This window comes from Streptomyces sp. NRRL WC-3549 (assembly GCF_000721935.1).
Classification (GTDB): domain Bacteria; phylum Actinomycetota; class Actinomycetes; order Streptomycetales; family Streptomycetaceae; genus Streptomyces.
Genome location: NZ_KL585398.1, coordinates 106,536 through 113,905, shown reverse-complemented (window position 1 = coordinate 113,905; position 7,370 = coordinate 106,536). Strand labels below are relative to the sequence as shown.

At 71.8% G+C, this 7,370-nt stretch carries 6 protein-coding genes; 1 reads left to right on the top strand and 5 read right to left on the bottom strand.

The genetic code is table 11. The features are described from left to right. Nucleotides 1–18: 18 nt before the first annotated feature. The 5 genes from IH13_RS0114840 to IH13_RS0114820 all read right to left on the bottom strand — a co-directional run bounded on the left by IH13_RS0114840 (nucleotide 19) and on the right by IH13_RS0114820 (nucleotide 6,506). Nucleotides 19–3,171, bottom strand: a complete 3,153-nt coding sequence (locus tag IH13_RS0114840; RefSeq protein ID WP_031084611.1) for an efflux RND transporter permease subunit — start codon at nucleotides 3,169–3,171, stop codon at nucleotides 19–21. A 170-nt stretch (nucleotides 3,172–3,341) separates the two neighbouring features. Beyond that, nucleotides 3,342–4,034, bottom strand: coding sequence for a response regulator (locus IH13_RS0114835; protein WP_031084609.1), 693 nt, complete (start codon nucleotides 4,032–4,034; stop codon nucleotides 3,342–3,344). Beyond that, on the bottom strand, nucleotides 4,031–5,314 hold the full coding sequence (locus IH13_RS0114830) for a sensor histidine kinase (RefSeq protein WP_110085010.1): 1,284 nt from the start codon (nucleotides 5,312–5,314) through the stop codon (nucleotides 4,031–4,033). Before IH13_RS0114830 ends, IH13_RS0114835 begins: the two co-directional genes overlap by 4 nt. 120 nt (nucleotides 5,315–5,434) lie before the next feature. Next, on the bottom strand, nucleotides 5,435–5,713 hold the full coding sequence (pspAA, locus tag IH13_RS0114825; RefSeq protein WP_031084606.1) for a PspA-associated protein PspAA: 279 nt from the start codon (nucleotides 5,711–5,713) through the stop codon (nucleotides 5,435–5,437). A 10-nt stretch (nucleotides 5,714–5,723) separates the two neighbouring features. Beyond that, complete coding sequence (locus tag IH13_RS0114820) at nucleotides 5,724–6,506, bottom strand: PspA/IM30 family protein (protein ID WP_031084603.1); 783 nt, start codon at nucleotides 6,504–6,506, stop codon at nucleotides 5,724–5,726. A gap of 295 nt (nucleotides 6,507–6,801) precedes the next feature. Here IH13_RS0114820 and IH13_RS0114815 point away from each other — a divergent pair. After that, nucleotides 6,802–7,370, top strand: a 569-nt coding sequence (locus IH13_RS0114815; protein WP_031084601.1) for a DUF3043 domain-containing protein, incomplete at its 3' end; no start/stop codon positions are given.

Here is a 7,370-nt window from a genome sequence, read left to right as displayed (position 1 = left end):
TGTCCGGTGCGGCGGCCGTCAGGCCTTCGCGGGCTCCGGCTCGTCGCTGGTCTCTGCCGACGGCTCAGAGGCCGTGTCGCCGGACTTCGCCGCCCGCCTGGCCGCCTTGTTCTTCGCGCGGCGCTCCTTGCGGAGCTCGACCGTCGCGTAGAGCGTCGGTACCAGGAGCAGGGTCAGCAGCGTCGAGGTGATCAGACCGCCGATCACCACGACCGCCAGCGGCTGCGAGATGAAGCCGCCCTCGCCGGTGACGCCGAGCGCCATCGGCACCAGCGCGAAGATCGTCGCCAGGGCCGTCATGAGGATCGGGCGCAGCCGGTGGCGCCCGCCCTCGATCACGGCCTCGACGACGCCCATGCCCTGCGCCCGGTACTGGTTGATCAGGTCGATCAGCACGATCGCGTTGGTCACCACGATGCCGATCAGCATCAGCATGCCGATCATCGCCGGGACACCCATCGGGGTGCCGGTGACGAGCAGGAGGCCGAGGGCGCCCGTCGCGGCGAACGGGATGGAGACCAGCAGGATCAGCGGCTGGATCAGCGACCGGAAGGTCGCCACCAGCAGCATGAACACGATCGCGATGGCCGCCAGCATGGCGAGGCCCAGCTTCATGAAGGCGTCGTCCTGGTCCTGGGTGACACCGCCGATGGTCGCGGTGGCGCCCTCCGGGAGGTCCAGGGCGTCGATCTTCTGCTGGAGCGAGACGCTGACCGCGCCGGTGTTGTCACCGGTCGGCTTGGCGGTGACCGTCGCCGCCCGCTGCCCGTCGATCCGGGTCATCGACACCGGGCCGGGGACGAGCTCGACGTCCGCGATGTCGCCCAGCTTGACCGGGCCCAGCGGAAGGGCCTTGAGGCCGGCCATGGTGGTGGCCGGGTGGGCGGACCGGACGACGACGTCGCGCTCGGTGTCGTCCATGACGGTCTTGCCCGACGGGGTGCCGCGCACCGCGCCCGCGACGACGCCGCCGAGGGCGGCCTGGTCGAAGCCCGCGTCCGCGGCCTTGTCGTTGGCCTTGACGGAGATCCGCGGGACGCTCTGCGCCAGGTCGCTCTGGACGTCGGTGACGTCGTCGAGCGTCGCGACCTCCTTGCGCACCATCTCGGACGCCTTCTTCAGGACGTCGCCGTCGGCGGCCTTGACCACGACGCTCAGGTCCTGACTGCCGAAGCCGCCACCGGCCGCGACCGTCGTGTCGCCGATGCCGTCGAGCTCGCCGAGCGCGCCGGTGATCCGCTTCTCCGTGGCGTCGAAGTCGGCGGAGTCCTTGAGGGTGATCTGGTACGAGGCCTGGTTCGCGCCCGTACCGCCGCCGAAGGCCGCCATGAAGCCGGAGGAGCCGACGGTGACCTGGTAGTCCTCGACGCCGTCGTCCGCGGCGAGCACCTTCTCGACCTTCTTCGCGGCCTCGTCGGCCGCCTCCAGGCTGGTGCCGGGGGTCAGCTCCTGCTTGATCGAGAGCACCTCCTGCTCCCCCTGGTCGAAGAAGTTGGTCTTCAGCAGGGGCGCCATGCCCAAGGTGCCGAGCAGCACCACGAGGGCGATGACGACGCTGGTGACGCGGCGCCGGGTGGCGAAGCGCAGCACCGGTACGTAGATCCGCTGGAGCCGGCCGGCCGCCTCCCTCTCCTCGGCCTGGCGGCGCGCCTCCTCCGGGTTTCGCGCGGTGCCCTTCGGCGCGCGCAGGAACCAGTACGACAGGACGGGTACGACGGTGAGGGAGACCAGCAGCGAGGCCAGCAGGGCCGCCGTGACGGTGAGGGAGAACGAGCCGAAGAGCTGGCCGACCATGCCGCCGACCAGGCCGATGGGCAGGAACACCGCGACGGTGGTGAGCGTGGACGAGGTGACCGCGCCGGCCACCTCCTTGACGGCGGTGATGATCGCCGAGTGCCGCTCCTCGCCGTAGCCGAGGTGCCGCTTGATGTTCTCCAGCACCACGATCGAGTCGTCGACGACCCGGCCGATCGCGATGGTCAGCGCACCGAGCGTGAGCATGTTCAGCGACAGGTCGCGGGTCCAGAGCACGATCAGCGCGAGGACCACGGAGAGCGGGATGGAGACCGCGGTGACCAGCGTGGAGCGCAGCGACGCGAGGAAGAGCAGGATCACGATGACCGCGAAGACCAGGCCGAGGGCACCCTCGGTGGTCAGCCCGGAGATCGCCTTGGAGACGGCGGGGCCCTGGTCGGAGACGACGGTCAGCTCGGCGCCGGCCCCGAGGTCCTTGCGCAGGTCCGGCAGCAGGTCCTGGACGGCGTCCGAGATCGCGACGGCGCTGCCGTCCTGGTCCATGGTCGCCATGACGGCGAGGCTGGGCCTGCCGTTCGTCCGGGTGAGGGAGACCGCGGTGGCGGGCTCCTGCTTCACGGTGGCGACGTCGGCGACACGGACCGGCTTGCCGGCCTGGCCGCTCGCGGGGTCCTTGGCGAAGACCCGGAGGTCCTCGATCTGCTTCAGCGAGGTGAAGGCTCCGCCGACCTGGATGGTGCGGCTCTTGCCCGCCTCGGAGAAGGAGCCGCCCGGCACGGTGGCGCCACCGGCCTGCAGGGCCTGGGAGAGCGCGGTGGTGCTGAGTCCGGCGGCGGCGAGCTTCCTGTCGTCGGGGACGACGGAGACCTGGAGCTCGCGGACCCCGTCGACCGAGACCTGGCCGACGCCCTCGATGCCCTCCAGCGCGGGAACGACGGTGCGGTCGAGCTGGTCGGCGAGGGCCTGCTGGTCCTTGTCCGAGGTGACGGCCAGCACCACCGTGGGGATGTCGTCCGTGGAACCGGCGACGACCTGCGGGTCGACGCCGGAGGGCAGCAGGTTGCGGGCCCGGTTCACGGCCTGCTGGATGTCGGCGACGAGCTGCTTGGTGCCCTCGTCACCGAAGTCGAAGGTCGCCATGACGACGGCGTTGCCCTCGCCGGCGGTCGAGGTGATGCCCTCGATGCCGTCGACGGCCTTGATGGCGTTCTCGAGGGGCTCGACGACCTGCTTCTCCACCACATCGGGGGACGCGCCCTGGTAGGGGGCCAGCACCGACACCATCGGGAGCTCGATGGTCGGCAGCAGCTGCTGTTTGAGCTGCGGGATCGCTATCGCTCCGAACACGAGAGCGACGATCGAGATCAGCCCGATCAGCGCCCGTTGCGCGAGGCTGAATCTGGACAGCCAGGACATGGGTGGTTCTCTCTTCTGTGGTGTACGCGGCAGGTAGGGCGGCCGTCCGGAGATCGGGGACACGCCCGCCCATCCATACGATGACGGATCCCACGGCCGGAATCGTCGGCCCCCGGGCGGCTTTCTCACCCCGCGCATACCGCAGCTGGAGTACGCCGGGTCCCCGTCCGCTACTCCGCCCGCGGGCGCACCAGCCCCGATTCGTAGGCGATGACGACCAGTTGGGCCCGGTCCCGGGCGCCGAGCTTCGCCATGGCCCGGTTCACATGGGTCTTCACGGTGAGGGGGCTGACGGCCAGCCGCTCGGCGATCCGGTCGTTGGAGTGCCCGCCCGCGACCAGGACGAGCACCTCCCGCTCGCGCCCGGTGAGCGCGCTGAGCAGTTCGGCGTACGCGGCGGTCTCGCCCGGGTCCCGGCCGGCGCCGGGGGCCTGTGCGAGGAACGTGGCGATGAGCCCCTTGGTCGCGGCCGGGGAGAGCAGTGCCTCGCCGGCCGCGGCGATCCGGATGGCGTTCAGCAGCTCCTCGGGCTCGGCGCCCTTGCCGAGGAAGCCGGCCGCGCCCGCGCGCAGCGCCTGCACCACGTACTCGTCCACCTCGAAGGTGGTGAGCATGACGATCCGTACCCCGGCCAGCTCCGGGTCCGCGCTGATGGTCCGGGTCGCGGCGAGCCCGTCGGTGCCGGGCATCCGGATGTCCATGAGGACCACGTCCGCCCCCGTCGAGCGGGCCAGCGCGACGGCCTCCGCGCCGTCCGCCGCCTCTCCGACGACCCTCATGTCGGGCTCCGAGTCGACCAGCACCCGGAACGCGCTGCGCAGCAGTGCCTGGTCGTCGGCGAGCAGCACCTTGATCGGTGTCATCCGCGTCCCCCCGTCCTGTCCGCCGGGCCCGGCACCTCCGGCTCACCCGTGCGGGACGTGAGGGGCAGGATCGCATGCACGCGGAAGCCGCCGCCGTACCGGGGTGCCGCGGCGAGGGTGCCGCCGAGCGCGACGACGCGTTCGCGCATGCCGACGAGGCCGTGGCCGCCCCCGTCCGCCCGCCGCGGCCCCGGGACGCCGCCGGGAACCGCCCCGGCGGACCGCCCGCCGCCGTCGAGGACCGTGATCTCCACGGTCGTCCCGACCCGCACGACGCTCACCTCGGCCCTGGCGCCGGGACCCGCGTGCTTGCGGACGTTGGTCAGCGCCTCCTGGATGATCCGGTAGACCGTCAGGTCCACCGCGGCCGGGAGGCCGCCGCGGTCGGTGCAGGCCACCTCCACGGGGAGGCCCGCGTTGCGGAAGGTGTCGAGCAGACCGCCGAGGACGGCGAGGCCGGGTGCCGGTTCGGTGGGCGCCGCCGGGTCGCCGGACTGGCGCAGCAGCCCCACGGTGGACCGCAGTTCGTCGAGCGCGGAGCGGCTGGCCTCCCGTACGTGGGCGAGCGCCTCCTTGGCCTGGTCCGGGCGCCGGTCCATGACGTGGGCGGCGACCCCGGCCTGCACGTTGACCAGGGCGATGTGGTGGGCCACCACGTCGTGCAGATCACGGGCGATCCGCAGGCGCTCCTCGGCGACCCGGCGGCGGGCCTCCTCCTCGCGGGTGCGCTCGGCCCGCTCGGCCCGCTCCCTGATCGCGTCGACGAACGCCCGCCTGCTGCGTACGGCGTCCCCGGTGGCGCCCGCCAGGCCGGTCCAGGCGAGTACGGCGACGTTCTCCTGGCCGTACCAGGGGGACGAGCCGGCGACCATCGCCGCCGCGGTCAGCACGAGCATGGTGAGCAGGCCGACCCGCCAGGTGGTGGGACGGTCGGTGCGGGAGGCCACGGTGTACAGGGCGACGACCGCGCTCATCACCACCGGGGCGGGCGGGTCGGCCAGCAGGAACTCGGCCGCGGCGAGCAGTCCGGTCACGGCGAGCACCGCCATGGGCCGGCGCCGCCGGTGCACCAGGGCCGCGGCGCCGAGCACCATCAGCAGCACGCCGGAGGCGGCGGGGGCACGGACGCCGAAGGTGGGCCCGTGTCCCTGGTTCGGCTCGGCGAACGACGCGCAGAGCATGCACAGGAGCACGGCCGCGGCGAGCGCCCCGTCGAACGCGAGGGGGTGGCGGCGCAGCCAGCGGCGGCTCCGCACGAGCCCGGTTCCGAGGGTGGTCACGTCGAGCAACGGTACGGCGTGCCGTACCGGGACCGTGCCCGGTCGCGGTACGCCCCGGGCACCACCGCGCCCCGCACCGGTGGGGCCGGGGCGGGGCGCGGTGTGGAGTGCGGGGTCCGCTCAGCCGGGGATCAGCCCGTCGTCGGTGAGCATGGCGCTGACCTCTTCGAGGGTGGCGTCGGGGGCCGGCAGGATCAGCTCGGACGGCTCCAGGGAGTCGTCGGGCAGCGGGGTGCCGAGCTCGCGCACCTTGTCCAGGAGCGCGTGGAGCGTGGCCCGGAAGCGGGGCCCGTCACCGTTCTCCATCTCGGTGAGCAGGTCGTCGTCGAGCTTGTTCAGCTCCGCGAAGTGACTGTCGGCCAGCTCGACCTGGCCCTCTCCCATGACCCGTACGATCATGACGCCGCCCTCACTGCTTGTCGAACTTGTGCGGGGACTGCTGCGACTGCGGTGCCGCGTCCTGGGCACCGCCCTCGATGGCCTGCTGCTGCCCCGAGGGACCGCCGGCCAGCTCGGCCTTCATGCGCTGCAGCTCCAGTTCTACATCGCTGCCGCCCGAGATCCGGTCCAGCTCGGCCGCGATGTCGTCCTTGGCCGTCCCCGACGGGTCGTCCAGGGCCCCGGAGGCCAGCAGCTCGTCGATGGCTCCGGCACGGGCCTGGAGCTGCTGGGTCTTGTCCTCGGCCCGCTGGATCGCGAGGCCGACGTCGCCCATCTCCTCGGAGATTCCGGAGAAGGCCTCCCCGATCCGGGTCTGCGCCTGGGCCGCGGTGTAGGTGGCCTTGATGGTCTCCTTCTTCGTCCGGAAGGCATCGACCTTGGCCTGCAGACGCTGGGCCGCGAGGGTGAGCTTCTCCTCCTCGCCCTGCAGCGTCTGGTGCTGCGTCTCCAGGTCGGTGACCTGCTGCTGGAGGGCGGCACGCCGCGACAGCGCCTCGCGGGCCAGGTCCTCTCGGCCCAGCGCCAGCGCCTTGCGGCCCTGGTCCTCCAGTTTGCCGGACTGGCCCTGCAGCTGGTTGAGCTGCAACTCCAGCCTCTTGCGCGAGGTCGCCACATCGGCGACGCCGCGGCGCACCTTCTGAAGCAGCTCCAGCTGCTTCTGGTACGAGTAATCGAGGGTCTCGCGCGGATCCTCGGCCCGGTCAAGGGCCTTGTTTGCCTTCGCGCGGAAGATCATCCCCATACGCTTCATGACACCGCTCATGGGCTTCGCGCGCCCCCTTCTGACGGACTGAACTCCAGCACTCCAACAGAACCCACAGTACGGGCCCTACCTCTATTACCGCACTGTTCGGGCGCGGATGTGGTCCTCCGCAAGGACGACTGCCGCCGGTGACCGCTCCCGCCCAGGGAGTAGAGGCCCCCCGGGAAAGCGTCGGCATCGCCCGTTCTGCCCCTCTCGGGGTACATGTCAGGACGCCGTCCGTTGCCGGATCGTTCCCGCCCGGTCCTTGGTTGCCCGGGGCGACCCCGTACCCTTGGGCCTTGTGTTCCGTAGCCGTTCCAAGGAAGAGAAGGCCCCCACCGGCAAGGTGACGGCGGACCTCTCCAAGCAGCCCCGCGACCCGCAGGCACCCAAGGGTCGCCCCACCCCCAAGCGAAGTGAGGCCCAGACACAGCGCCGGCGGGCCTCCAGCGGCGCGCCGCTGGACCGCAAGGCCGCCATGAAGCGTCAGCGGGAGGCACGCCGTGCCGACCTGGCCAGGCAGCGTGAGGCCCTCGCCTCGGGTGACGAGCGCTATCTGCCGGTGCGCGACAAGGGGCCCGTGCGGCGCTACGTCCGCGACTTCGTGGACTCGCGCTTCTGCATCGCGGAGTACTTCCTTCCGCTCGCGGTGATCATCCTGATCCTCAGCGTGATCCAGGTCCGCAACATCCAGAACATCTCGCTGCTGCTCTGGCTCGGCGTGATCGTGCTGATCGTGGTGGACTCCATCGGGCTCGGCTTCCGGCTGAAGCGGCAGCTCAAGGAGCGCTTCCCGGATCAGCCCAAGCGCGGCGCGGTGGCGTACGGCCTGATGCGTACGCTCCAGATGCGCCGGCTGCGGCTGCCGAA